The organism is Cereibacter sp. Soil_C_27 (assembly GCF_057657095.1).
The window spans coordinates 83,447-109,479 of sequence record NZ_JBDGJD010000008.1; the positions used below are offsets into that span (position 1 = coordinate 83,447).

The following is a 26,033-nucleotide window of genomic DNA, read 5'->3' on the forward strand; positions in this document are numbered from 1 at the left end:
CGGGATGACCAGTAACCCCATTGTCGATTTCCTGGCCTCCTATGGCCCCCAAGCGTCCTCGAATAACCTCTACGATGAGTTCGTGGTGGAGGCAGCTAAGAGGACTGGCTGTGCGGCCCTGCAAATTGACCAGCCGCTCACGGCCGAATTGGTCGCAATTCTGGGCTCAGCCGCGCCGAGATGCGTGATCCTTACCGGGACCGCTGGTGACGGTAAGACCTATACTGCCCGGAAGGTGGTTGAGGCGCTAACCGGCGAGGCACGCGTCTGGTCCAACACACAAAAAATTTATACCCTGCCCAATCTTTTGCCGTCCGGACGCTCGGCTTTATTCATAAAGGATCTGAGCGAGATCAACGAGGCTGAGAAAAACCGCATATTCCCTGATGTCTTGGCTGCGCTCATGGGCGAGGGCACTAACGTCTTCGTAATATGTGTCAATGATGGGCACCTTCTGAAGTTCTTCCGCGATCGCGGGGAGGTCAAGCTTCACGACCGGATCGCAGAGATGTTGCGCACCGATGCGCGGGACGATCCAAACGGGCACTTCTCGCTGTTTAACATGTCGCGGCAGTCCCATCGTCACCTCGTGGATCAGATTGTCGACGGTGTGGTGGCCCATGACGGATGGGGTGCGTGCGAGGGCTGTCCTACACTTGTCGATAAGGAAAATCCCTGTCCCATCCGCTGCAACCGCGACATCCTTCTGCGGAAGGATCCAGCATCCATGCGCGCCCGGCTCAAAGACATGATCCGCATGGCTGCCGCCGACGGACGGCACCTCTCGATCCGTCAGCTGATTTTGCTGACTGTCAACATTCTGCTTGGAGATGCACGAGCGGGCTCGACCCTTCTGACCTGTCAGAAAGCCCAGAGGCGGGCCCGGGAAAACGACTATGGCGCGACTAATCCCTTCGCCAACGCATTCGGAGTGAACCTGACTGAGCGCGAACGCAGACAGTATGGTGCCTTCACCGTGCTTAGCGAGTTTCAGGTAGGATTTGAGACCAACAACGTCTTCGACCAAGGGCTATTGTGGGGCGATGACAGCTTGCCTGACTGCCCGTGGTACGGAGAGCGAATCTTCGCGTCTACCCGAAACTTGTACAGGGGCGACCCGTCCCGACATTCAGCCGATTTACAGCGCGCTATTGTTGATCAGCGGCGCAGGCTGTTCTTTTCTATCGATCCGCAGGGTGCCGAAGTTCGAGCTAATCCGCGCCGCAGCCCGTGGAACCTGTCGGTTTTCAAGCATGGCGCTGACTACGTTGCCATGGTCGATGGCCTTCTTGGTGCGGGTATGCCTCAGCAAATTGCCCGCCAATTGTTGCGCGGTCTGAATCGGATGATGACCGGTGAAATGACAATTTCAGATGACCGGCTTTGGATCACGGCACCTTCGGGCGTCTACATGGGTAGCGAGATTCCGCTTTTAGTTCAGCATGCCGGTCATCCTCGCGCTGGCGGTATCAGCACGATGGCCTTCGTTATGTCAGGCAACCATCATACCGGCTCTACCGACAACGGTCGGCCACCTATGATTCGCGTGGTAACTCGAGGGCGGGAGGATCGGGCTGTCAACCTGGCCCTACGACCGACCCTTGTCGAGTGTCTTCTTCGGATTGCTGATGGCGCTCTGCCGGCTAGCTTTTCCTCCGAATGCCAGCGGGAGATCGAGCGCTTCCAGTTACAAGTTGCCACGGAAGTCCGAAAGGCATTCGAGCTCGACGGCGCAGCTCCAATGCCCAAGGAGGTGCGGATGCTCGACGGAAACCTGCAGGAACATGCGATAACAATCATGGCAGAGGGAGATGCTTGGTGACGAACATTTTGTCCACTAGCAGACTGCCGCCGCCGCCAAACGTCCTCGACAGCTCTGATATGCGTGTGCAGGAGCTCATTCACGGTCATCGCTTCATGCAGGAGCAGGAGCCGTTCATGATTGTCCTCGAGACCTTGGCAGTCTGCGCGGACAGGCCTCTGGGCAGCGTTCAGCCTAAACCGGATGCACATGAGGCATTTCACTATGCACTGCCGCACCGGCGCAAGATGCGGTTTCTGTTGTTTCAGGATCGGCACCTCGAGCAAGTTGTTGAGGACAGCTCCATCCCAGACCACGAAAAGTGGCCCGAATGGAAAACACGGGTCAACGCGCAGTTCGGGGAGGGACAGCGCGAGCTTAGCACCATGACGGGTCACGATGCCTTCGCTTATCTTGACGAACGGTTTTCACGGGATATCCACGCTCTGCACCAGGCAGTCCGGCTCCTCCAGTCGCGTGAACTCGATGTGATGCACAACCGGCGATGGACCTCGCGCTTCCTTGCCGTAACCGGTCCGGACATGATCTGCACGGATATGCGGGAGGCCCGCGGCAGTTGGACAGCCGACCGGCGCTTCTTCGGCCGCGGTGGCGAGCTTGTTTATCTGATGCTGAACCGCTCATCGGTAGCGAGTGGACTCAAACGGTTGATCCACGAACGGCTGCTTTCAGAGAACGATCCGATGAATCGGATTGCGCATGCACTGTCTGACCCGGCCGATACCAGCGCGTCTAATACACAAATCGGATATCTCCCGCATCTGACGCTGTCCGCCTACGACCGTCTTGCCGAGGACTGGCTTAACATTCTGCTTTGCAATCGCCTACCGGAGGGCCATCTTCTCGAACCGCTTTTCCGCATCACCGGGCTCAACATTGTCGTCTATTTGGCAGAGCGGGCGCAGGATGAGGTGAGGGCACCAAAAACGATACCCATTGTCGTCGATCTTACCGACGGCGGCAATCAGCAGCTCCGCGAGGAGGCCAAGGTCCACCTCAACCTGCATCGGGATGCCGCCAATCGCGCGGTACGAGCCTTCGTGGAGCAGGTTCTTGGGGGCTGCGATCGCTGGAAGATGGCTCGAGAGCGTAGCGATCCCGGCCTTGCCAAACAGGCGCTTAAGGAGCGGTTTGGTTTCACTAAGGGCGAAGATCAGCGTGGGAATGCATCTACACCTGAGCAACAGTTGGAGGCATTCATCGAGCATGCGACACAGCGCGACAAGAATAACATCTACAAGTACCTCTTGCCGCTCGCAAAAGCGTCGGGTTTAGCGACGTCTCGACAAAGGGTTGGACCGTGGTTCGCCCTCGACGACGGCATGCTATTTGCGCTCGTTCTCGCCAACGTCACGCAGACCATCGAGCTGCGAGACTTCGTCGCCCAACTCTACCGGCGTTACGGGCTGGTCATTGGCCCCGAAGAAGCGCGGGATGCATTCGGGCGTATCCAGGTCGAGCGTTACGAGGCGAACCTGGCCGCCCTCGAGGCGCGCATGACACGACTCGCGCTGACACAACGGCTTTCGGATGACTGTGCTTTTGTGATGAACCCATACAGGTTGTGAGATGAATTTATCGACGACACTTTCCCAGGTTTCCGCACCTGATGCCCGAAGAGGCGATTTGATTGCCCGTGTAGTCTGGGGGATCGTACTGCGCGCTGTGGACAACGCGGCGGCGGGACAGCGTGTCACCTTTATGCTCGCCGGCCTTAAGTCGGAGGCTCTTGAGGGAATTGCCCGCAACAAGCCTTCGGATTTGCACGGGCGGAGCCTGCTTCTAAAGATGAATCCGAAGGCCGCCCCCGGCATGTTGGTTCACGAGGACTACTTATCCGAGGAATCTGCCGTCCACTGGCGTCATAACGATGCAGCCGAAGTAATTGTGTTTGCGCCGCCTGACGCCGAACGCGAGGGTATCGGTGCCGGACTTGGACCTATATCCCGCATCGACGAGCCGAGGATCATCGACCAAATCCCGGCATGGGTCTTGGAACTGGGGGAGACAGGAGAAGCCAATAGCTACCTTCGAGCCGCTCTCGAAGGACTTCGTGATGCACGGGAGGTATGCCTCGACCTTCAGATGTGGGTCGATTTTATTTTTGCCATCGTCGATCAGGGATTTGCTTACAAGGTCGATGTCCGCATCAGAAATGCGATGCCGGCACTTCGGATCCCCAAAGACGGCATCGTGAAACTTCCCGCATTCAAGCCCGAAGGTAATCCGAAGGCCCGCGCACGGGACTTCTCTGCAGCGTTCCGCGATGCTCGTCTCGAGGCCGGGGTCTACGCTACTCTCATGACGCCCAAGCACGAGCGCGTCGATGTTGTGGCAGTGCGGGCGCGGGTTGAGGAGTTCCAACACGACAACGAGCCCGATGTGATTGAGGCCCTGGACGCTGTCCGCGCACTTCTGGACGACGCCGACCTAATCCTACCCGGCGGATGGCAGCCGAGCCAGGAATCGTTCTGCCGCAAGGTGTCATGGGAGCGCGTGGGAGCCAGCCTGTTCGGAGGTAGACGGAATGCTGCTACGGAAAGCCTTGGCCAGCGAACCCTGCGCTTCATCGAAGGCAATTTCGGCCATGATGTCACCAAGGAGGACAAAGACCTCCTCGACAGCCTGACCAACACTGCACCACGAGAGCCACGCGATGACGAGGTGGAGTTCTTTAATCGCTGGCAGGAGCGCCTCGGCCGCGAGGTCAGGCTCTTTAAGCCATGGCAGAAGCGACTATTTTCAAAGGAGGTCATGGGGCACGATCTTTTGTCTGCCTTCGCCGAGGGGTTCGAGGCGCTTATCATCGCCGGCGACGCGGCTCTGGTGGAGATGAAGGAGCCGCGGGTCCTCGTTCGGGCTACACAGCATGATAAGGCCCGCTTCTGGGAGGGCCTCGATCCAGATATCCATCGGCTTTTCTGCTTCGAACTGAGGGCCCTAAAGGCGCTCTTCGGGCCGCATGTACTATGGGATCTTACTGCAGCCGAGAAGTATCAGGGCACCGGCGATGCTGGCGGTAATGAAGCGCGGAAGATCGACTTGGAGCTCTATCTGGTGGAGGCAAAGGATCTGGCCGACCTAGGCGGTCTTCGCACCCCCCCCAAGCAGGCGCCCCGGGTCAAGACTACGTGGCAACCTGGCAAATCTCCGAAGGATGAGCCGATCAGCCTCGCCCTAATTGACGATCTCGACGCCCTAGCAAAAGCTGCCGAGGCAGGCGACAGCCTGTTCCGACCACTGAACTTTGCGCCGCGATCAAGCAGGGAGAATACTCGCCTATCCTCGACGAGCCTCTTCGACCGGAATTCCTTCAGCGACGTAGCCCAAGGCGAGCAGGGGCGCACCTTCGATCTGGTGGTCCGGCCACAAGAGGATCTACTCGGAGAAATTCGGTTGCGCCTTCAAGAGCTTGAACGAAGCCGATCGCTGGACGGCGAAGCTGTGCTGGCCCTCGTCTCGGCGGTTGAGGCTTTCGACGCATCGTACCGTAAGGCAGTGCAGCAACTATCTGAGAAGTCTGGAGCGGCCTTCGCGTCAAACATCCTCGAAGAACAGGCAGAGGACTATGGGCGCCTTTGCCGCGCGTGCCGTCTTCCCGCGACAACGGGGCGGGCGGGGCGGGACATCCGTTCGCTCGTCGCCGGGATCGGCGTGATCGCTTCAGACGGTGCCGAGCTAATGGCCATACTTGCCGCTTGGCATCCGCTTCGGTTGGCCGAGCGGCGCGCGAAGATAAGTGAACTTTCCTCCTTTGTGGAGGCCGTGCTGACGTCCAAACCGGCTCGCAGCGCCGATCTATCCGGAGCTTTTCAAGAACGGCGGCTCGCGCGCTCCCGTTGGGTTTTTCCGGAGGTTTTGTTCGCTCACGAGACAACAATGATCGCGGTTGAGGACCTTGGCGGCTACAGCCTGATGGTCCCTGCAGATTGCGTTGCGCGCAACCAAGAGGCGCTTGAGGCCTCTGCGCCATCGGCAGCTGTGAAGTTCATGGAGGGAGTCGACCAGTACCTCGCGGTTCACCCCCACGAGGCGACGAATTTATCGGCTGCAATTTTCGACTCGGAGAGCCAAACTCTGCCGCGTGAGGTTGCGCGAGAGATGGCCAAACTTCTTCAACGAGAAGCAGACTTGCGCTGCGACCTAGTCATCACGCACCGTGATCAGGATCGCATGCGCAGGATCTACCGCAACCAGAACCTCCGCCTTGGCGCAGAGAACATCAGCGAGACGGCACGCGGGTTTCTATCAAGGCTGCGGGTCGATGTACGCTCCAACCGCCCTTCGGATGGCGCGGACAGCAAGGTTCGGGACCTCGATCTTGTCTTTCTACATGATGTCATCAGCCATCATGCTGATCCGGTCTGGATCGAGGAAGCCGGTGGCTCTCAGGATCTTCCCGTCTCTTTCGATCCCGCCTTGGCCCGGCGTCCGCGGCGCCGGATGACCGAGACTGATGCCTCGGGCGTGGGTATCTACCTCACACTTCCACGGCCACCTCGCGCTGTAGGTCAGTATCAGGATCTACTCTACGAACTCGCTAAGGGCTTCTTGCCGGACAGGTTCCATGGTGTGCTGATCCGGCAGGCCCAGTTCGGGGACGCCAAGGTGGTCGATTTGATCCGCCGTGCACACCAGCTCGCGGAATGGGTGATCACCTATGACAAGGTGGCTAGCCGAACGCTTTTTGAGCGAAGCGGTGTTCAAATCATCAGCGACATCTCGGTTCCTGGGGCGGACGGTCGGGTGATCATTAGCGCCGGCAAAGTAGATGATCGACTGAAACGGAACGTACGCGATGATCTCATCGAGGCTTGCGGCATCTCTGCGCCGGATGCAGAAAAGCTCGCGGATGTGGCCATCCGCGACGTGCTGCGGATATCAGGGCAGAAAGTCCTGTCGGCGGCCCGATACACCAACGCCTCACGCGAAATGATTGGCCTCGCAGTGATGCGCGCTTGGATGGAGGGCGCGCTTAAGGGCACCATCGATAACGACCCGATCTGGATCTCTCTCGATGATTACCGTGGCTGGTTCATGTCCGAAAAGGGGCGGGTAGCCGATGCCATCGCAGTCACCATCGACCACAACAATTCGGCGTTTCGGGTATTCCTGCAGGTGGGTGAAGCCAAGTTTGTGGAGAAAACCTCCGAACTAGCCACGATCAGGGAAGCACAACAACAGGTGAAGGATACAGTGGATCGCCTGATCAGTCTATTCATCGACAACGACGATGCGATCTCCCGAGCGGCGGCCTGTGCAAGGTTGGCCGATCTCCTAGTCAACCGAGACGGAGTGACGGAGCGCCTTCCCGATGCCGTCCGGCGTGCCGCATTCTTCAACGCCCTGAGTGCCGGCGAGGTATCGTTCGAAATCAGTGGCGAAGCCGTCGTGTGCCTGCACGACGATCATGGACCATTGTGGCGGTGCGAGGCGGATCTAGATCGGCCGTATCTCCGACACCACGTGCTGACCACGCCAGCGATCCGCCAAACACTGCAGCGCACGGTAGCAGGAGAGCTACCTCAGCGTGAAGGTCTCGGTGATATCTACTGGTATTGCGAAGGTGATATCCGTAAGCCTCGACTGGCAATGCAGCCTGCGGCCACCACGGCAGCTGTTGGGCAAGACGCTACCACTCCTGAGCATGTGTCGGATGAAGACCCGAAGTTGGTGCCGGCCAAAGCCGCGCACGATGAAGGTGCCAACACGACCGGGACGGAGCCCGAAGTGGCAGAAGAAAAAATTCCTGATGCGGAGCCGGTACCGGAGCCGCCGCGTTTTCTCCCGCCTCCGATCTTCGCGGTCCTGCAGGACATGGCGGCAAGCGAGCGCGGGGCGGTCACCGATGCCGACTCCCTCGCTTGGGCCGAACGGATGGCGCTGGAAACCCAGCGTGCCCTAAGCCACTTCGGCATGCAGGCCGAGTTCGCGGACCCTAAGCCGAGGCTGACGCCCAATGGCGCATTAATCGCCTTCCGCGGGCACCCGTCGCTGACCGTCGACAAGATCGAGAAGCGCACCAGCGAATTGCTGACGACCTATGGCATCGAGGTTGCAGATGTACGACCCGGGCGCGGCCGTATCTCGGTCTTCGTGACGCGGGAGAAGCGGGCCCGGGTGCCGCTTGCCTCCACCTGGCTAGACGCCCTCTGGCCTGACCGTGACCCCGGGCATGCCACCTCCTTCATCCTCGGGGCGCGCGAAGATGAGGACCGGCTGCTGTATCTGAACCTAGCCGAGCCCTTCGCTGGGTACGACGCGCACGGTCCGCACACGCTGATCGCCGGCGAGACGGGCAGCGGTAAGGGGATCCTGACACAAGGTATCCTGCTGCAGCTGATTGCTTTCAACGATCCTGAAGAGGCCGAGCTGATCGTCGTCGACCCGAAGAAGGGGGTAGACTTCACCTGGCTGGAGGGCGCTCCGCAGATGAAGGTGCCGATCGTGACAGAGATGAGCGACGCGCAGACGATTCTCCAAGAGCTCGTGGTCCAGATGGACGCCCGCTACGACAAATTCGCCGCGGCCGGTGCTGCCAACATCATGGAGTACAACCGCAAGGTCACCCCAGAGCAAAGGATGTCGCGGATCTTTCTGGTGCATGACGAGCTGGGAGCCTGGATGGCGCAGGAGAAAGAGTATCAGGAAGTAGTGCTATCCTCCGTGGCCAATCTCGGAATGAAGGCGCGTGCGGCGGGCATTCACCTGACGTTGATTACCCAGCGCGCCGACGCGGAGGCTGTGCCCGGGCGGCTACGCGACAACATGGGCAACCGCCTGTGCCTGAAGGTACAGAATGGCACGGGCTCGCGGATGGTGCTCGGGGTCGGCGGCGCCGAAAAGCTCCTAGGCAAGGGCCATCTCGCCTGCGTCCTGGCTAATCAGCAGCTGCCCCCAGGGCAGAACTTCTTCGTGGTGCAGGTGCCCTTCGCCGAAGCGGAGGACATGCATCGCCTTGCCAATGCGGCAAAGAGTTATTGGGCCTCCCGACGTAGCTGATACTCGCTTGGCACCCGATGCCGCGCCGGGCGAGAGGGGAATGAATGGAGATAGACCGGTCTAGCGTGGGCAAGCGGGTTGGCGGTGCGCTCTATGTGCACCGCTCTGCTGTGGACAGCCTTCTTCCCGAACAGTCTAGGCTCATCGCTGCCGCTGCCGGGCACGTGCCACAGGGCAACTGGAACGTGGCGAAGATCGATCTAGCAGACGGCCGCGCCGTATCTCTCCTAGACTACGAGGACTTTGCGGATCGCGCGTTTCCCGCGCTGCGCCAGAGCCGCCGTGTCGATCTCGAGACCGGTGCGGTGACCGTGCGGCGCTACGGGACGAACCCGCCGATCCTCCATCGTAAGGAACTTCTGCTGTCCCCCGATGCCCCCGGACGCGAGGCCTATGTGGCGCTGACGAGGGAGCTGGAGCAGCGGGGCCTCTTTGTCGACATGACCCGGCGCGGGCGGCAAGACGCCTGGGAGGCCGCGCTGGCCCGGGCAGGGATCGAGGTGCGCGATCACTGTGTGGTTGCCGTAGGACCGCTTGTGGAAGTTGCGATGACATCTGAGAGGGCGGAAAGCCCCTTTAGTGACGGCATGCCCCCGATCGCCCGGTATAGGACGGCGATTGGGCGAAACAGCCTGTCGGCTCCCATGGCCGCACTCAACGCAGCCGGGCTCCTAGAGGAAGGGGTGAGCGTTCTTGACTACGGCTGCGGCCGCGGCGACGACGTGCGTGCGCTCAGAGCCGCCGGGATTGATGCGGTCGGCTGGGATCCGCACTTCGCACCAGATCGGAGTGTGCTTGTGCCGCGGCATGTCGTGAACCTCGGCTTCGTCCTGAACGTGGTAGAAGACCCCGCGGAGCGGCGCGACATACTGAGGCGGGCCTTCGATCTGGCCGAGCGTTGCCTAACCGTCGCTGTCATGCTGGTGGGAAAGGGAGACGTGTCTGGCCACCGGCCGCATGGCGACGGCTTCCTCTCCTCTCGCGGGACCTTCCAGCGCTACTACACGCAGGCGGAACTGCGGACTTTCCTGCGCGACACGCTAGAGGTGACGCCGGTGGCGGCGGGTCCGGGCATCTTCTTCCTGTTCCGCGATGAAGAGCTTGAACAACGCGTTCTCTCGCGCCGACAGATGGGAATGATAAGCTCTCGGCCGATCCTGTCAGTGCCCCGCCTGCCGTCGAACCTCGCGTCGGGGTCCTCCTGGCGGCAGGAAGCTCTGGATTCGGTACGGGACGATCTCGTAGACCTTCTCTTGACGATGGGCCGCGTCCCCCATCCGGATGAAATGCCCGTAGATCTGCGAACGCGCCTCGCGGGCGGCCGCTTGTCCATCAAGGCGGCGATGGCAGCTGCGCTGGCGACTATCCCGAGCGAGGAGATGGCTGCCACTGCCGCTCGTCGCTCCAACGAAATCGGCCGCTTCTTCGCCCTCGGTGCTTTCTCTGGCCGTGCCCCGTACCGCCGGCTGTCGCCCGAGCTGCAACGTGATATCCGTGCCTTCTTCGGCTCGCTAGCGGCGGCAGAGGGGGCCGGCCGGCGCATGCTTTTCGACGCTGGCGACGCCGAAGCCCTTGCGAAGGACGCGCAGTCCCATGCGATGGCCGGCCTCGGGCACTTGTCCGGTGACAAGTACCAAGTCCACGCGCGCGACCTACCAAGTCTAACCTCGCGCCTGCGTACCTACATCAGTATTGCCCAAACCCTCGCCGGCACTCTGGAAAATACCACGATCTACCGCGTCCACCTCGCGTCTCGGAAGCTGACCGCACTCATCTACACGGACTTCGACACCAGCGCTCTGCCTAGGCTTTCAGAGCGCACAAAGATTGACTTGCGTACGGGGGACGTAGCCATTTTCAATCACCAATCTGAAGGGCGAGTGAGCGTTCTAATAAACAAGTCAGTATTCATGACTGAGGAAGATGAACGGTACTTTGATCAATTAAAGTTCGAGTCAACGCTTCGGCAGCTGTTTGAAGATCCGATCGAAGATATACCGTTCATCGAGGTGGCCCACGCTATGATTAAGGCCGGCCTGAAGCTTCCATACTGAAAATTGGCAGACCAAAGACCTCGGCTTCATCCCGAGCTTTGCCGACTAGGTGAAGGCCATCCGGCCCGAGCCGTGGATGGGCCGGGCCGAGCGGATCGACGCGATGGTCGATCCGCATCTCGCTTCGCCCATCGTCGAGGTCACCTGACCTGACCGACCCGGCCTATCAGCGGCTCGGCCTGCGCGCGGCGGTCCGGGCGCTTCAGGCCCGACAGCAGAAACTAAACGAGGCAGGTGTCTAGGAAACTAGGGGCACCTCACACGTTGCAGCTTAAGTACGGACACGCTGCACTACCGGCAACGGACAGCTACTGCTATGGTTGAGGTGAGGTATGCCATCATGCTACTTAACGCTACTACTGCGCGTAGGTGAAACAGAGCAATCGCGTAGGGATTCAAAGGAGTAAAATTTGAGTCTGGAAAAAGAGGCTTACGAGCAGAATTATCAGCAGTTCAGGTCGCTCAACCAAATTATGTGGCAGATACCCGTTCTTGCAATGACATTGACTGGTGGACTTTGGTTTGGGGTATCAAGAATTTCCGATAACTCAATACTCGTTACAGTACTGTTAGTAACAGCAGTCATCGGAAACATAATACTCTTGGCCGTATTGATGAGGTTTCGACATGTCATGGGGTGCTATTTAACATGGCTTAAAAATGCACACCCAACTGGCTTTGTTGATGCAAGCCCACTAGCCCAAACAAGTTCGAGGCTTGAAAGACTTTGTAACCGCGACAAAACTGTTCGCACTTTGTTCTCCCTCATGCTAGGATGGGCAGCATTGGGTAGCTTCATTGTGTTAGCAGCACACTGGATAGGGAGACTGGATGTGACTGACTTTCGTAACAGCACAGCGTCGGTTGCGTACTATGACCGACACGCAGTTGCTTTGGCTGATGGATATGAATCCATCGACTTCGAAAGCGCATACCCTTTTTTAGTCGATTTCTTCGACCAAAACTCTGATCCGATCCAAGTTCTGGATGTTGGCTCTGGCACTGGACGCGATGCGGCATGGATAGCTGCAAGAGGGCATTCCGTTGTTGCAGTTGAACCCTCGACGGCCATGCTTCAGATTTCTCAAAGGCTACATACTGAACAAGGTATTTCGTGGGTTCAAGACTCGTTGCCGTCGTTAGGCCACGAAACACTTAAGGACCGACTATTCGACGTTATTTTGATTAACGCTGTTTGGATGCACATAACTCCAGAACAGAGAAGACCTTCCTTATCAAGAGTTAAGTCATTGCTTATCCCCGGTGGTCAAGTTTTTATTTCTCTTCGTCTGGGACCATCAAGTGCTGAGCGTGGTATGTATGAGGTGTCTAGCTCTGAATTTGTTGAGGATGCCCAAGCTTCGGGGTTCAACGTGACGCCTGTTGGTGATTTTTCGGATTTGCTTGGGCGGCCCGAGGTCAGTTGGAAGGTCTTCAAACTTATGTCGCGTAGCCCTTAACTTCGAGACGGGGAGCTTTAGGCGCCCTATTTTGCCCCAAAATACGAGATTCTAGGGCCTAGAGGCGGAGTTTCCCCATCGTTGCGTAGGGCCTCCGGTTGAAACCTGTCTCACCTTTTGCGGCAAGAATGTCAGATTTAAAAGCAAGATCCCACATCTAAGGGCAACGGTTTCCAATTTATTTCATTGACTTATTCATCTCGGAATTAAGGGCAACGCGACAATGGGAAAGCGTTGCAATTCGACCCGAATAGATATTTTTACAAGGCTAATAACCAGGACATGACGGTTGCGGCGATGCGGATCGTGGAGGGGACGTGACTGCGGTCGAACTTTCTTCACTTCTTGCGAGCCTAGCGGCGCTTAAAGCGCAGCCTGAGCGAGCCCCGACCGACCACGGAGAAATGAGACTGCGTCTCCTTGTCCATCGGGTTGGGTAGTTCGAAAACACACCACTTCTCGGGGGAAAAGACGTAGGGAACATAGAGTATACGATAACGTTTGCGGCCGGTGCGGGAGACAGAACTGGCGACACGGAGTTCGTTCGATGTCAGTTCAAACTCGCATCCGTCTTCCAAGGTAGACTTGACTTCAAACATCCAGTCGACTGCTGGCGTCTGGACTAGAAAATCGTAGCCAGCTGCATCGTCACCTTGGCCGCCGCCGAAGAATTTCGTTCTGTTCTCCGATATCCAAGAGTCCTCGTTGACTGAATCGGGAAATCTCCGCTTGAGATACTGATAGGCCAACCACTCACTTGCGACGCCCATTGCTACCTTTTGCGATTCCGTCAGTCGCGCAACGCGTTGCCCCTGTTTGCCACTTTTGCCGTTCCCACCGTCGGAAGCGGATACTCCTGGATCATCGAACTGTACGAGCTTGGTGCGCTGACGACTCCGCCCAAACCAGCTATCGTCGGATGCGAGCGTAGCCTCGGCTATGTTTTGCATGGCTGCGGCAAATGAGGGATCACTTGGATCAAGATACTGTCCAGCGAATTGAATGATCCGTTTTCGACGATCTTGTTCTTGCTGCTCTTTGGCTTTCCGCTCCTGCTCCTCGCGCACAGCGTTTTCGTCAAGGCCAAGGCTTTCTGGATCAATCCGTGCAGGCATTTCTTTAGGCCAGGCAAACGCGCGCACGCAGAGCGCTGGCATGAGGTCTGCGTTGATCGGATCGAAATCAAGTAAGCCAGCGTTCTCGACCACGCGCACAATGTCTTGAGCTTCTCCTCGCTCCCACACGTCCGGAACGTCTATATGGTTTTGGCGGCACCACGCCCCAACTAGGGGTTTCGCTTCGGCCGCGAAGGCGCGAGCTATCTTGCGGTTCTCGCTGATCAACTTCTCGAAGGGCGCAATTTTTACTTCCGGAATCTCTCCGATCGCCTCGGAGAACGACGTCTCGACATGCTCGACGGCCGTCTGTCGGTCGAGTGTTTCGCACTCGAGGACCCACGCTGGGACAAACGGAATGAATTTCAGTTCGCGCCTTGAGAGGTAAGTTGAAAGATCAGTCCCAAGCCGATAGTCGGCAACGTGCAGGCGCCGTAGCCGGTCTCTTAATTCGGGCGCCATTTCATGTAGATACGCCTCGAAAGTGGCCCTCAACTCTGCTTCGCTAGATAGGATTTCCTCCCCAAGAGATTGAAGCACTCGGTTAAACTGCCCGTAGTCAAGGTTCAGCGCCCTTACAATAAAGCGTCGATCAGGGCTTTCTTCACATGCGGCAAGCAGATCGCCACCAGTAGGGGAGCTCGCCGAAAGATGAGTCTCAAGCCAGACCCGAAGGCTGAACTCGCCTCCTTGATCCTTGGCTGCATCAGCGAGGTCTCGAGCTAGGTTGAGATTTTCAAAGTATGCGACGACTGGAATGATGAGGTGAAGGACGTGGGCTAGGTCGGTCCGCATCCCCGCGCGCATGTCTTCGACAATTCTGACATCACACCCAAGCGCAACAGCAAGTTCGTTATCAGTGGGGCGTTCGGAAATACCGTCGGGGTGTCCAGCCGCCAGCCGAAGCAGGATCAACTCAAGGGAGCGCAATCGACCGTCGATAAGCCTGGAGAGCTCAGCCGCAAGGCCTTTGGCAAGCCGCGGCCAGTCAATCGTGACACCGTCCGTCAGAATGAGCGTCGGGCTGGACTCGTCTCGGTAGGCGTACCACTCCATGCGGCTACCACTCGCCACTTCCTGGCCGACGACTGTGAGTGATATCGACCTGCACACCCGAACTCTAATTGACCGAATCCGCTTGTCTAGTGTCGAATGCTGGATACCCCGTTCAAGGTTCTCTCCAATCAACTCGTTGGCGATCACAGCAACCTCGGGAAGCCAATCAAGGCCCAGCGACAGGAGATATTCGTCGTCGGCAGTGGGTACGAAAATCGAACCGTCCACTAACAATCGAACAGAGTCACGGTCCAATTTCTTCGGGGAATAGCACTCGATATCCGCCAGTCTTCTCTCGACGATCCCGAGGTCCACTTCACCTACCTCGAGCACCGCCAGACCGGCTGAGGAAAGCGCTCGCGCCTCGAAGCTCTGTGCGTTTTCCACAAGGATCACAGTGGACGGCGCAGCTTCGTCGCCCTGGATGCGAGTCAGGTTTCCCGAGCGATGAACCGCAAGATGGAGGTCAGATGGAAGCGCGGCCTGGCTCTCCACGAGTTCTCCCCAGGCCCGACTGTATTGGCGTCGAAAGGTCGCCATATCCCCAGACTGAAGATTCTCGACACAGTTCGCCAAAGCACCGAGGCGAAGCGCTGCTGTCTCTGGATCAGCCCAATCCCGAAGTCCAAGCGCCTCACCGAAAGCGATCTTGGCGACGTCTTCCCTGTCAATTAGTGCCCTCGCGTCGTCGGAAAGACGCGGTATGAAGGCCGGAACTCCTGGTCTCTTGGTTCTTGATGCCCAGCACTGACTCGGTGGCAGAAATATGCGCTCTCCGCGCAGGTCTCCCTGCAACCAATCTTCGGACCGAAGGAAGGCACCTAGAGGCGTGACGACGCGGCGCTCATCCCATTCACGTTCTGAACGGCCATAGCGTCCAATCCTGGCGAACAAGAATTTGCCACCGTAGCGGGTGATGTGGTGGACGAGCAACTCATAGAATACTTCGCGCAAATGATCTGGCAACTCATCGTATTCAATCTGACCCGGCAATCGCCAGAATTCGCCCTTGAGCGTGTAATCTTCGGTATATGGGTGATGGAATGAAATCTGCTTCGCTAGCTTTGTCCATATTCGGGTGAGTCCTCGGCCGGCATCACCATTTTTCAATAAGTTGTGCCAATAATACGAGGGAGAGCCCTTTTGCTGGACTCCAGATGCAATTTCTTTCAGGCCGTCGGTGACGCCAAGGAGTTCCAGAAAACTTCCCCATTTTCGGCTACTCTCAGCGCTCGGCAGACCCCAATCGTTGAGTGGCTTAAGAAGCTGGTTCGCCGCACGCTCGCAGTCCTGCGAGTAAAGTGAGGCTTCGCTCAGGAACGCTTCCAGACGTCTTCCAGTTTCAGTCCAAGTTCCTGAAAAGACAGCACAATCAGCTGACGTCCAACCTCCGCGTGCGGGCACGTGCAAGTCGGCGGCCTTGATTGCTTGTTCTGCGCTCTTTCCTGCGGCGTCCCACACACGAAAAGCCCAATCGAGGGCGTCCATTCGCCTCTGGTCACTGGGCGTCTTGCCTAGCGCAGAGCCGAGACCAGCAAGCGCCTCCAGCGGATCAAACTGTCGAACAAGCCCTGCGTCTGATAGCGCCTCAAGAACGTCATCGGACAAAGGTATCTTCTCATCGAAAAAGCGATAGCCTCTTGTCAAGGAGGACGGCGGTAGCGGAACATCGCCCTTCTTGCGCTTACCGATCTCACTTTCGCTGCGAACGTAGAGACCGCGCCGATCATCCGAGTCATGTCCACCCGCCGAACGCAGCTTCCCCGCCCTGTCGACAAGTATCTCAGTACCGTCGAGGCAATCCAGATTTACCTCTGACGCTTCGCACAGGGTAACCAAGTCCTTGTAGAATTGAGCCCATGTTGTTGGGCTTGAGGCGCGGTCAACGAGCGATCTTGCATAGATTTCCGACCACTCGGGAATCTCATTTGGCGAAGGAAGCCGCGTGAACTCATACCCATACCGTCCAAAACAACGCCCAGCCATTTCGCGCAAGCGGCCAAGGCGATCACTATCCAATTCGATGGACGTTATATGCACGCCAACCCGCTTTACTACTTCACGCGGCTTCAACAATGAGAAGTTTTCGTGGGGCCAAATAGTCACCTTATTGATAGTTGACCATTTCTCGCCGTCTACCGTTGGGATGATCGGAATTATACTAAGGTCCTTGAAAGCCAAGCCTGCGGCCTTGATTGCGGCGTCCAACTTCCGAGCACCATTCCCGGTCCACGCAAGTAAGTCAAAAACGCTGCGACCCGGAACATCTAAGCGCTCCTGCACTGCTGTCAGAGCACCGGAAAGACAAGTCTCGGCTACTGCATCCATTAGACAACTGTTTAATGGTAGATCTAGATCAGTATTTCGCCTGTCGATATCAGCGAAGAAAGGTGCATCTATGTGCCCCAAGAGCGGCGAACCAGCTTCACTCCCCATTGGCAAGAAGTTGTAGAGTTGCCCGTCTAGAACTGCAGCTGTCGACAACCCCACAGCAACCGAGACAATTGGCTGTCCTTTCCAGTCCAACCAACGTTTTAGAGCTGGCGCTCGATCAATGCTTTCTCTGACGGCTGCAAGGATACGCTCCTTGTCGACCTCCTGCTGCACCAAAAGGAACCGACGCCGCTCACCAACGTCAATCTCGGATATCCGCGGGTTCCCTGGGCTACCCCCTTCTCGCAGGATTGTCCGGCGCCGGGTCAATCGACGGCTTCCAGTCCGCTTTCCCTCAATTTCGAGGTCGATACGAACCTCCGCGATGCGATCAAGGAAGAGGAGAAGTGGGTGTTCCAAATTCGCAATCGCTTCGACTTGCTTTCGCACAAGCGCGACAGCTGCAGAGGACCGAAGAGGCGCAGAGATCACGGAAGCGTAGCCAATGGTGGCGAAGCGCTCGATCTCAGGGGGAATCTCATCTAATGGCTGAGGAACTAAATATCGCGGAATTGTCTCAGAAATTCGGCGAGCTTCATCAGTTTCGACATCTTCATCAGGCAGCTCCGAAATAAGAATCTCTCGGATTTCGTCAGTCTTCGCGAATCTGAGACAATATCCGTTGAATGATTTTGTAGCTTGACTCGGCAAAGTCGAGTAGATGTGCACGTCGTCGGTGATAGCCTCAATGCTCCGAAATCCGAGCCCCTTGTTTCCTATCCCCTCACCGATCTCTTTGCCGCTGGTTGCAAGGTTGATAATTGCATTTATGTCACGATCACGGAAGCCTCGCCCGCGGTTTGCTACATAAAGGCAACCCTGAGATTCCGATGTCACAATTAGCTTGATTGCGATTCCACCGTCTTCGCCGATCTCGTGAGCGTCGTGAGCGTTTTGTATGAGCTCGAAAAGAACTCGATCACCGTACTCAGTCCCAATGACTTCTCCAAGATTCTTTAGGCTTTCATAAACTTGCAAGCCCTTTCGATGTGCATCGACTGCATTCGAAAGAGCTTTTCGCGCCTTCATCCGGAGCGCCTCAGCAGGGCTGAGAGAAGTCAAATCAGCAGCAAGATTCAATTATCTGGCCTCGTTTTTCACGGAACAAAGGAGATGATAGTGCTCAAGTGACCTCCTTGAGCGTTTTTCCGTCGTTTTCTCTCCGCCAGCTTTGCGGGCCACTGCAATTGCCATCCTTGACTATGCCACCTGCCAAGCTTGCACTATGGAAAAGATGGTCACGCTCAAAACGGAGGAGATCAGGATCTTGGTCGGAGACGAGTACGCCCGCTTTTATTAAGCGGTCACGCTCCTCGCGATCCCGCTTCACACGAGGGGAGCCTTCCCGCATCGCCGTCGAGCCCTTGCGGACAAGGAAGCCACTAGCCTCGGGGCGGCCATAGGCCTGAGCCTTCTGCGGACGCAATACAAACCACTCGTTCTCGCTCATGCGTTTCCTCTTTCGTTCTGTTTGAATACTTGGAGAGCACAGAGCGTGTTCACCAGCCGCATCTGCTCGACTGTTTCGCATTTTGCCTCGCGCAGACGCGGCGCGCCGAAGACCAGCGCCAGACCTTTAGCGCGTGATACTGCCACGTTGATCCGGTTGAGCGAGAACAGAAATTCCATCCCGCGCGAAGTTTCTTCGGCCGATGAGGCAGTCATCGAGACGAGGCAGACCGGGGCCTCTTGTCCCTGGAACTTGTCCACCGTGCCCACGCGGATGGTGTCCAGAAGCGCGTCGCGCAGGGCGTTGACCTGTGCGTTATAGGGGGCGACGACGATGATATCGCTGGCCCGCATCGGGCGGGTCGTGCCGTCCTTGTCAGTCCATGTGCCTTTCAGCAGTTCGGTTACGGACGCGCGGATCGCTTCGACCTCCTCTGACGCAATCTGGGCATTGCCCTCATGTTGGACCGGCACCCAAAAGGCCCCAGCCTCGGGGAAGCGCGTGCCGCGGACAGCCTGACGCGCGGTGTCGGGGTGGCTGGCCAGCCGCCCCTCATAGACCTGATCCGAGATGAACCGGCAGACCTCGGGGTGCATCCGCCGCGAGACGGGCAGGAAAATGCCGCGGTTCGGCGGTACGGTCGCATGTCCGCTCAGCATCCAGTCGAGACAGGACAGGTTTGCAGGATCGGGATGCGCGCCCTGGATTACCTGGGGCAACTGGCGCGGGTCGCCGACCAGCACGATGTTGCGTGCGGCCCGGCCCATAGCCACCATGTTGGCCAGTCCGACCTGCCCTGCCTCATCGACGAAGAGCCAGTCAAAGGCCTGCACATTCTCGTCGCGTGAGAAGAACCAGGCCGTCGCTCCAACGACATGTCGTCCACCCGCCGCGTCGTCATTGCTGGTGGCGCGGCGCACCGGGCAATCGTCGGGGTAGCCGTCATCGCCGCCGCTAGTCTTGTGGACCAGATCCAGCGTGATCGGCAGATCCTCATCCTCGAGAGCACTCAGGCAACCCATCAGGACGTTGCGGATTGCTTCGTGGCTGTTAGATGTCACGCCGACCCGCGCGCCTTTCCGCACGAGGGACAGGATCGCCCGGGAGGTGACATAGGTCTTGCCGGTGCCTGGCGGTCCCTGGATCGGAAGTATCGTGTCGTCCATTGCTCCGACCGCTGCGATCGTCTCCGCAACGGGATCAGCAACCGGCATCAGCGGGCCAGTTTTCAGACGGGGCGCCGTGCGCGATAGCAAGTCATCGACCGCACGATATGCCCCCGGACCGCATTGGTCGGCAATGACGTCACGCAAGGCACCAGGGATGGGTTTCGGATCAAGCGGCCAGTCGGGGTGCAGGTTCACCCGGTCGCCGAGAACATGATCTTTCCCGGGCCCAGCCTTCACCGTAACCTGCCGCGCCTTGCGATCCATATCCGTGATGCTGACCGAGATCGGCGGGCCATCAAACACCGGCACCGTCGCGCCCTTGCCGGGGCGAAGTTTCGTTTCTTGCAAAGGAAAGCGATAGTTGCGGGCATACGAACGCTTGACCGCCTCGACCGGGCCAATCGCCTCCAGCCCCGCTAGCGCGTCCAGATCATCGAGGAGGTCGTCCTCTTCCTTGGACGCGGAGTCGAAAACCGCCCATTGCGCGGGCTTGGCCTCGCGCTTGTGAAAGAGGCCGAGGTTAAACAGCAGCGCCTGCCGATCCTCGGGTAGGCCCGTTGCTGCGAGTGTGGCGCGCAATGCTTGCGCATCGGCGTCTTCCTCCGCCTCTTTCGGCCCGGCATCCGGGGCAAGCGCCGGCCACGCCCCCGCAGGGCGGATGCCCACAAGCCAGTCGCGCAGCTCCTCAGTCGAGATGCAGTCGATGCGGTTGTAATCCTCAATCTCATCGAGGATCTGCTGTTCGCCCGTCTCGCGCCAGCGCTCGTAGGCCACAACCGATCCGCCCGCTGTCTTGACCTCCCCCTCGCGCACGCGACCGTAGAAGGCCTCCATCGACTTGATGGAATAGTTGCGTTCCGACCCAATCAGTCCGCCGCGCACCACGGCGAAGAGATCGACAAAACGCCGTTCGCGCAGCAGTCGGTCAAGGAAAGCCTCGCCGATCCCATATTTCGTGGTCAGGCGGCGCAGCGCGGTGATCTCATAGGCCGCGTAGTGGTAGATGCGCGCCGCAGGGAACGCCTCAAGTCGCGCGCGGAAGAAGGCGAGAAGATCCGAGAGGGCCTTGGCCTCGGCCTCGTGGTCATGCGCCCAGAAGGCGCGGAACTGCCCATCGCACCAAACACCGTGCAGGTATTCGAGGCCACCCTCGTAGTGGGGATCGCCCTCGATGTCGTAGAACAGGTCGCCCGGCTGCGGCTCGGGAAGCAGGTCAAAGCCCTTGCCAGGTTCGGGTGCGCGCAACTCGAAGGACGGGGCGCCGGCTTTGCGGGCGTGCTGCAACCGGGCCTGCGTCACGAGACGCGCGCGGGTGCCCTCGGCTATGCCCCGCACCGGGCGATCCAATTCCGCAAGGGCCGTCATCGTGCCAATCCCCGCAGCCTCCAGCTTCTTGACTTGCCCTCTGCTCATATTGGCCACGTTGAAAAGGCTGTCCTCCGCCTGCCAGACGCTTTCGCAATGATCGGCCCAACGGCAAAGGCCGCAATCAGCACAAGGCACGGGGCGCGTGGGCTTTGGTGCGGCAACAAAGGTCTCCAGCCGCGTCCGCGCCGCCCGGGCGTAATGGGCATAATCCGCCAGCCGCAGGGTCGCGCGTGCGCCGGTGCCCAGTTCGACATGAGCGAACTCCGGCGCGACACCCTGCACTTCGGTCAGCAAGTCAGAGTAGAGAACAAGTTGCAGAACATGCTTGGGATGCGGTGTGCGTTTCAGCTTGGTATCGGTCACCTCATAGCTGAACGGACCAAGGGCCGAACGCCGATTCACGCGCAGCAGGAAATCCGACCAGCCGCCCCATGTGCCGGACAGGAAGGCCCCCTGAAAAACGACCTCGGCACCCTGCGCAAGCGCTTCCCGGGTCGCCTCCGCATCGGAGGCCAGATCGCCGCGGGGAATCTCCAGCACAGCTTTTCCAGCGGACTTCAGCTTCTCGAGATGCGCCGCTTCATGCGCGTCGCCCTGTTTCTGCAACAAGGCGGCGTCTTCGGTATCTTCACCCGGCTCTGGCCCCTCTCCGCGCAGCCGCATCAGATCGAGCGTGGTTGCATGGGCACAGCCCATGAACCGCATCAGGTCGGTCGCCGAGAAAAGGATTTTGCTGCCGAGGATCCTCATGGTCGCCCTGAAATCGTAAATGAGCGCAACCCGAAGCGGAATCGTCTCGTCAGGTCACAGGTTCCACAATAAGCGCCTTGGGTGTCAATTCCTGTCGGGCTCAGCACGCCAATAAATCGGCGTGCCCACCGCTGAAGCTTGTGCAGGTTCAAGACAACGGCACATCATCCTCGCGCACGATCCGGAGGCTCGTCGGCGCGATCAGCGAGGGCGGTTTGCCTTTTGCGCCCATGCGCAGCGAAAAGCCACGACTGACAAGCGAGGCCGCCTCGTCCAGCGTCCGGACATAGGTCGCGTGTTCGGCGTAGTGCTTGTGTTTGCCACGCGCCATATCCGCAAGCTGATAGCCGTTAGACGTGAAGACAGGCTCCTCGACGGTGCCGCCTCGCGATGAAACCCTTTCGATCCTGATAGCACGACCAGCCATTGTTCTTCCTCTCGATGCTTTGGTGCGCCCGCCGGACCAAGGAACTGGTGATGGAAATCACTCGGGAATCAGCTCGACAGGTCGCACCAACCTTCCTAGCCTGCAGGGGTGTCAAACTCTGACAGGCTTGCGAGGGTGCATGTCCTTTTCCAAGGCTCAGGATCTCATCCGCCTTGCCCAGATGGCCGCCGCAAAGCGCGGAGGCGTCAGTCTTGAGGATATCTGCGAGGAATTCGGCGTCTCGCACCGCACCGCGCAGCGTATGACCGATGCGCTTGAGGAGACCTTCGGCAATGTCGAAGCTGCCGATGGTGAGGACCGCAAAAGACGCTGGCGGATTATCAATCCCGGCTTGTCGCAGTTGCAGCTGCGGCACGAAACCGGTGTTGAGGCGCTGGACATCGCGGCTCGGACGGCTGAGTCCGAGGGAAGGCTGCGCCACGCCAAGGCCTTGAACGACCTGCGCGATGGCATGCTCGCGCGGGTTCCCGCCCGGGCGCGGGTCGAGGCGGATGCCGAGGCAGTGCTGATGGCGATGGGCCAAGTCACCCGGCCGGGGCCCAAGGTCAGCCTTCAACCGGAAATCCTCGACGCCATCATCGAATCCCTGCGTGGTCCTTTCCGTCTGCGGGTGCGCTACAATCAGGACGCTGCTTCCCGTATCCTAGAACCGCACGGGGTCCTTTTGGGCCATCGGACCTATCTTGCTGCTCGCGATCCGGCCAAGGCGGACGAGGTGCGCAATTTCCGCATCGACCTCATCCAAGAGGCAGAGACGCTCAACGAAAGCTTCGCGCTGCAGGACGGGTTCACGATCGCCGAATACGCCGCGCAGGCCTTTGGCGTCTGGCAGGATCCGGCGCAATACGGCGAGGTGGTCTGGCGCTTTGCCCCGGGGGCCGCCGACCGCGCCGCGGGCTTCCGCTTCCATCCGCAGCAGGTGCTGGAACCGCAGGCCGATGGCGGCCTGATCGTACGTTTCCACGCGGCGGGTTGGCTCGAGATGGCCTGGCATCTCTACCAATGGGGCGACAAGGTCGAGGTGATTGCCCCACAGGCGCTGCGCGACTTGGTCGAAAGGTATCGCCGCTCTGACTTTGCCGCCATGCCATGACCAGATTTGGAGAGGATGAGTTTGATGCCTGACACCCTGACCTTCGCCACCCTCAAGGAAAAACAGCGTGCCATTCGTGCGGGTTTCCCCGAGACGATGGGCCTGCGCGTTCATCGCGCCATCAGCTGGATTGGTCGGGCCGAGGCCTGCGACGGGGACGACGACGCCCGTTTCATCTTCCTCTGGATCGCCTTCAACGCCGCTTATGCAGACGAACGGGAGTTCCAATCCATTCCGCAGGGCGAACGTGCGGCCTTCCTCGACTACTTCGGACGGCTGACCGCATTGGACAGCGAACGCCGCATCTACAAGGCTGTCTGGCAACGCTTCTCCGGGCCGGTGCGACTGCTTCTCGAAAACCGCTATGTCTTCAATCCGTTCTGGCAGCACCATAACGGGATCGACGGATTCGCGGATTGGGAGGATCGGTTCAAGACATCGGCCAGATCCTTTGCGCAAGCATTTCAGGCTGGCGACAGCGCGCGGGTCCTGAGCTTTGTTTTCGACCGTCTCTATGTCCTGCGCAATCAGCTGGTGCATGGCGGGGCGACATGGAACAGCGGGGTCAACCGAGCCCAGGTGCGCGACGGGACTGCGATCCTTGCATTCCTCGTTCCGGTGTTCGTTGACCTGATGATGGAGAATCCTGCAGGTGACTGGGGCCGCCCCTTCTATCCGGTCGTTCCCTGAGAAACCGATCTACTAGAACAGTAACCTGACGTCCTGCCGTCGTCCCACAAAGCCTAGGCCGAAAACGCCAAGAGTGGTGCTTTACTCCAGCTCGACGCGACTAAGGCGCGGCGCATGGAAATGCGTTCGCACAGTGAGTGCAGCGGCCGCGCCCGCATAAGCGCCGAAGCGGTGCTTCTCCTGGGAGACACCACGTTGACCCGGCAGAACGCCCCGGAGGATGACTCTAATAAGACACCGACCACCAGTGCCGTACAGGACGTGATTAAAGAGAGATCGACGAAGCAGCGCGTCATGAGGAAATCGAACCAGCCGAAGATCAGGCCTGAAGTACCAATGTGGATTGCCGAATTTCCGAACAGCCAGACGAGACCACCATCAAGGCCGACTCGGTGCGCGACACAATCCCTTCCTAAGAACAGGAAACTCCCAGAAAATTTTTCGGGCAACGACTTTTAGATATACTTCCGATAATCGCTGCTCACCTTTTGACCGGCGGGCACATATTTCAAAACTTCGCCTACCTTTCGGGCTGCTCGGATCGGAATCGGCCAGCGTTGGTTCATCTGGGTCGAATTCCAGTTCACCTTCGTGAGGCTAAAAACTTCCTTCGCGATCTGTTCGATCGTGCTTTCGCTTCGCGGGTGAGGACAGAGCAACAAGGGGTTCGGGACATAGAGGCCGGGGTAGGTCCCATAGTAGGGAATGCTGCCGTTGGTATAGAGCAGCCCATTGCCGTCCAGATCAACGAAGGTCCCGCGGAGGACAGGGAAGTCGCCGTTGCGCAGCACCTTGACCGAATAGCTCTCGTGAACCCAAACGAGATCGCGCAGTTCCACACCCGCCTCGTCGAGCGCCTTGCCAACACCATCGGCCTCATCTTCGCGAAAGCGCGACGTCTTCATGACGATTACGCGTGCAGGCATCGTTCTGTGGACCGACTTGTAGGCGGCAAGGGCGCTCTCGGTGAGCTTGTGAGCCTCGTCAGTGGTGAGGAACGGGTGGCGACCTCGCGACTCTGACTGCGCAGGGCCACCTCTAAGGATGAACCCTCTGCCCCGCTCATCGAACATTTGTGCAGCGCTGGTCCATATTTCGTCGGTTTCGGCATCCTTAAAAAAGCTGATGCCAATATAACAGGCAGTGAACTCGCCTTCTTCCGGTAATCTGCGCCAGGGCACCTTGCCGCTGCCCTTGTAGTAGAGCGTAGTCATAAGGTTCCATGCGAGGTCAGCTCGATCTTGGGTTTGGCGGTCAGAGTTCTCCTTGATCTTGCGAGGTATCTTGGCATCGGGGTTGATGACATCCTCCCAGACAATCTGAATCGGGAAGCTGAGGCCCATCGCTCTGGCCTTGAGCAAGCCGCGGAAATTCGGAGAGGTTTCTTTGCGAGCTTTCGCCTCAGTCGCTTCGTCTTCTATGACCTCGTCATCGCTTGCCCGCTCATTCCTCCAGACCCGTTCGATCAGCTCGACGGTGTCGCGTTGCCCCTAAATCCGAGACACGGCGCGTTTTCCGGCCTTTCTTGCTCTTAAATATGAGATGAGGTGGCTGAACCACCGACGCGTAGTCGCATCCGCTGAGCAATCTGGTCGACCGTTGCAAGCAGCCGGGGCTCCTTATCGTAGGCGCGAAGCAGGGCAACTCGTGAATAGACGTCGATGTCCATGCTGCACAACGCAGCCTTTACCAGTGGACGTGATTGGGCGGAGACAACAGCGGCAAGGCAGAAGAGCCTTATGTTTGACCGGGGACTTTGAAGCGCGAAGAACGGATCTCCACGTAAAGCATTCAGTCCCATCGCGAAGGTGACCGCCCGCACTGCTCGGCGTAGTTCACGCGCGCTGCCGGACATAGCGACGCGCTCCAGCACCCGTGCCCCGTTCCGGGCACGATTAACCAGCTTTTCGGAGACCACTGCGCCCTTCTGCTTGTCTGCCTTTGGAAGAAGCCGGTCACCACACATCTGGCAGTCGAACGCCCAGGCCCTACGCCAGTGCCTGAGCTCAAGTCCGCCATCGGCGCAGTTTGGGCAAGTTTGAAACGGTGGTCTGCCCCCTGAAAAGTGGTCCTCCCTGAGGTAGGCTTTTGAGCCCATTGGAGGATGAGAAAATGGCACAGAA

At 58.7% G+C, this 26,033-nt stretch carries 13 protein-coding genes and 1 pseudogene; 8 read left to right on the plus strand and 6 right to left on the minus strand.

Annotation, left to right across the window (positions count from 1 at the left end; all coding sequences use genetic code 11):
* Positions 1–4 precede the first annotated feature (4 nt).
* From AC3A5Z_RS21885 to AC3A5Z_RS21910, 6 genes and pseudogenes are all read left to right on the plus strand, one after another.
* A complete protein-coding gene (locus tag AC3A5Z_RS21885; RefSeq protein WP_487521385.1) occupies positions 5–1,822 on the plus strand; it encodes a hypothetical protein in 1,818 nt (605 codons plus the stop codon).
* A complete protein-coding gene (locus AC3A5Z_RS21890; protein ID WP_487521386.1) occupies positions 1,819–3,390 on the plus strand; it encodes a hypothetical protein in 1,572 nt (523 codons plus the stop codon). Before AC3A5Z_RS21885 ends, AC3A5Z_RS21890 begins: the two co-directional genes overlap by 4 nt.
* 1 nt (position 3,391) lies before the next feature.
* Positions 3,392–8,824 carry an FtsK/SpoIIIE domain-containing protein gene (locus tag AC3A5Z_RS21895; RefSeq protein ID WP_487521387.1) on the plus strand — a complete coding sequence of 1,811 codons (5,433 nt, stop codon included), beginning with the start codon at positions 3,392–3,394 and terminating at the stop codon, positions 8,822–8,824.
* 44 nt (positions 8,825–8,868) lie between these two features.
* The gene (locus AC3A5Z_RS21900; RefSeq protein ID WP_487521388.1) at positions 8,869–10,878 is read left to right on the plus strand and encodes a DNA phosphorothioation-associated putative methyltransferase; all 2,010 of its coding nucleotides are present in this window, start codon (positions 8,869–8,871) and stop codon (positions 10,876–10,878) included.
* Between the two features lie 13 nt (positions 10,879–10,891).
* A pseudogene (locus AC3A5Z_RS21905) lies at positions 10,892–11,026 on the plus strand (DUF6915 family protein); the annotation flags it as partial.
* A 262-nt stretch (positions 11,027–11,288) separates the two neighbouring features.
* Positions 11,289–12,338, plus strand: a complete 1,050-nt coding sequence (locus AC3A5Z_RS21910) for a class I SAM-dependent methyltransferase (RefSeq protein WP_487521389.1) — start codon at positions 11,289–11,291, stop codon at positions 12,336–12,338.
* A gap of 353 nt (positions 12,339–12,691) precedes the next feature.
* On the opposite strand, the gene AC3A5Z_RS21915 is transcribed toward AC3A5Z_RS21910, so the two are convergent.
* The 4 genes from AC3A5Z_RS21915 to AC3A5Z_RS21930 form a co-directional block, all read right to left on the minus strand.
* Positions 12,692–18,022 carry a sacsin N-terminal ATP-binding-like domain-containing protein gene (locus AC3A5Z_RS21915; RefSeq protein WP_487521390.1) on the minus strand — a complete coding sequence of 1,777 codons (5,331 nt, stop codon included), beginning with the start codon at positions 18,020–18,022 and terminating at the stop codon, positions 12,692–12,694.
* A 43-nt stretch (positions 18,023–18,065) separates the two neighbouring features.
* Positions 18,066–18,392, minus strand: a complete 327-nt coding sequence (locus AC3A5Z_RS21920; protein ID WP_487521391.1) for a DUF4357 domain-containing protein — start codon at positions 18,390–18,392, stop codon at positions 18,066–18,068.
* Positions 18,389–21,679, minus strand: coding sequence for a TM0106 family RecB-like putative nuclease (locus AC3A5Z_RS21925; protein WP_487521392.1), 3,291 nt, complete (start codon positions 21,677–21,679; stop codon positions 18,389–18,391). The genes AC3A5Z_RS21920 and AC3A5Z_RS21925 overlap by 4 nt, the downstream gene beginning before the upstream one ends.
* A gap of 148 nt (positions 21,680–21,827) precedes the next feature.
* Positions 21,828–22,106 (minus strand): hypothetical protein, encoded by a 279-nt coding sequence (locus tag AC3A5Z_RS21930; RefSeq protein WP_487521393.1) that lies wholly within the window; start codon positions 22,104–22,106, stop codon positions 21,828–21,830.
* Between the two features lie 139 nt (positions 22,107–22,245).
* Between AC3A5Z_RS21930 and AC3A5Z_RS21935 the strand changes: the two genes are divergently transcribed.
* Positions 22,246–23,220, plus strand: a complete 975-nt coding sequence (locus AC3A5Z_RS21935) for a helix-turn-helix transcriptional regulator (RefSeq protein WP_487521394.1) — start codon at positions 22,246–22,248, stop codon at positions 23,218–23,220.
* Between the two features lie 24 nt (positions 23,221–23,244).
* Entirely contained in the window at positions 23,245–23,910 is a 666-nt protein-coding gene (locus AC3A5Z_RS21940) for a hypothetical protein (protein WP_487521395.1), read from the plus strand.
* Positions 23,911–24,365: 455 nt separating this feature from the next.
* On the opposite strand, the gene AC3A5Z_RS21945 is transcribed toward AC3A5Z_RS21940, so the two are convergent.
* Positions 24,366–25,253: an argonaute/piwi family protein gene (locus tag AC3A5Z_RS21945; RefSeq protein ID WP_487521396.1), complete on the minus strand. Its 888-nt coding sequence runs from the start codon at positions 25,251–25,253 to the stop codon at positions 24,366–24,368.
* A 188-nt stretch (positions 25,254–25,441) separates the two neighbouring features.
* Positions 25,442–26,033: hypothetical protein (locus AC3A5Z_RS21950; protein ID WP_487521397.1), on the minus strand; the 592-nt coding region annotated here is incomplete at its 5' end.